This is a genomic window from Albidovulum sp. (assembly GCF_049646345.1).
Classification (GTDB): Bacteria; Pseudomonadota; Alphaproteobacteria; order Rhodobacterales; family Rhodobacteraceae; genus Albidovulum.
The window spans coordinates 1-1,827 of the sequence record NZ_JBARVQ010000887.1 but is presented as its reverse complement, the minus strand read 5'-3'; the positions used below and the strand labels follow the sequence as shown (position 1 = coordinate 1,827).

1 protein-coding gene and 1 pseudogene are annotated in these 1,827 nt (G+C 60.3%); one reads left to right on the top strand and one right to left on the bottom strand.

Annotated elements, in window-relative coordinates:
• Positions 1-279 precede the first annotated feature (279 nt).
• Positions 280-804: pseudogene (locus WBB85_RS23160) on the top strand (YcbK family protein); the annotation flags it as partial.
• A 98-nt stretch (positions 805-902) separates the two neighbouring features.
• Here WBB85_RS23160 and WBB85_RS23155 read toward each other — a convergent pair.
• Positions 903-1,433: a hypothetical protein gene (locus WBB85_RS23155; protein ID WP_432640918.1), complete on the bottom strand. Its 531-nt coding sequence runs from the start codon at positions 1,431-1,433 to the stop codon at positions 903-905.
• Positions 1,434-1,827 lie beyond the last annotated feature (394 nt).

The following is a 1,827-nucleotide window of genomic DNA, read 5'->3' as shown; positions in this document are numbered from 1 at the left end:
TACGAGTTCTTCCCGGCTAGCGGCGAGCTGTCGAAGCAGTTTCCCCTCCTGCCGAGCCAAGGCATTGAGTTCGACGATGCGTTTCTGCGTGGGCAGGTCGGGGACGGCGATCTCGAGGTTTTCGAGGACCGCCATCGGGATCATCCGGAGGCTTGTGCCCTGTGCCTCCGCGCCGAGCCTGCGCTGCGCGTCGGGCTGGTTGATGGCCCAGGCGAGGTATTCGGGGAGAATGCGGACCCTGTCCGGGCGAACGATCATCAGCGGAACGATGACCACGGCCGGCTCCGGAAGCCGCTGATCTTCCGCTCCGCCTATCGCAGCCGCGAGCGCAACCGCGCCGTGGGCGGCGCGACTCGCTCCAAGCACCTCGACGGCGCCGCCTTTGACATCGCCATGGCGAACCACGACTAGATCGCGTTCGAAGCGGCGGCGCGGGAGGTCGGCTTTCTCGGCTTCGGCTTCTATCCGCGCTCGGGGTTCATCCATGTCGACCTCGGCCCCGCGCGTCAGTGGGGCGAGCGGTTCCCGGTCAGGGAGACTGCCTTCGCAGCGGAAACCCCGCCAGAGCGTGAGGTCCTGGCGCAAAGCCGCACGATGAAGGGCGGCGGCGCGGCGGGCGCGGCGACGCTGGGTGCTGCCGGAGTCGAGGTTGCGCAGAACGTTTTGGCCGAAACCCAGACCGCAATCCTGCCGCTTGTGCCGTATCTCGACGCGCTGCGCTGGGTGTTCATCGCGGTGGCGCTCGGCGGCATCGCGGTCACGATCTACGCCCGGCTCGATGACTGGCCGAGTGGGCGGCGATGATCGCCGCGCTCCCGACCGGGTAGGTGACTGTTCTTAAGGTCTTAAAGGCGCGGGCAATTGACCTGCGGACTGCCCGGCACCTATCGCTTGCTATGAGGTCAATTCATCTCAGCATTGCATTTGCGGGCTTCCTCGATGGCTTTCTTGGTGCCGGTGAGGTCGATGACAAAAGCAACCGGATCTTCCGGGAACGCAATCAACACGCTTCCCTCGGCGATCGCCGTCACCATATCAGGATTGTTGGTCAGCACATATCCGCCCTTGTAATCCCCCTGAAGCTTCTTGCTTTTGAGGCCATGGGACTCGCCGAGGAAAATCGTGCCATCGACGGCGATCGCAATGTCTTCTTTCTTGCGGATCTTGACATCTGCAAGTGTGAAGATGCCCACATAGGCATAGTCGTGATCGGTGGTCACGCCCATCTGCATCACGTTGCCCAGATCATCGGCCCGTTCGACGAGGCAGGTTTGTGTGTCTGCGTCGGCGTAAACGGTCCAGTCATCGACTTCGCTATATACGGTGAACGCATCGCTGCTTTGGGGGATCGGGCTTGCTTCCTTGGCATGGAGGGCCGGGGCAAGGGCCATCAATGCGGTGGCTGCAAATGCAGTGAGATATTTCAGGTTCATTTCAGTCTCCCAAGTGTGGTGTGAGTTGGAAACAGGAGGCGCCCGTACATCAGCGCCAAACACTGTCCACGATGACTATCGTTCAGTCCCGATAGATCTGTTTGCTTTTTCGGGACACCGAACTCAATTTTTGAGAGTTTCCTCTCCAATCATGAAACGCTCGGCATCGATGGGGTACCTACCGCCGCTTCTCGCTGCACTTGGCATAGCATTGGAGATTGTACTTGAAGGCACGTGTATGGAGCGGCAGAGATCCTACCGAAAAAGGGCGCGATTATCGCTGCCCCGGCCCAAGATCAACACCGTCTTTTTCAACGTCGTCAGGAGTTTGCTGTCACTCCCAAAACACTCCCAATCATCACAAGCGCTGCGGAACAGAGGTTCAAACTGAACG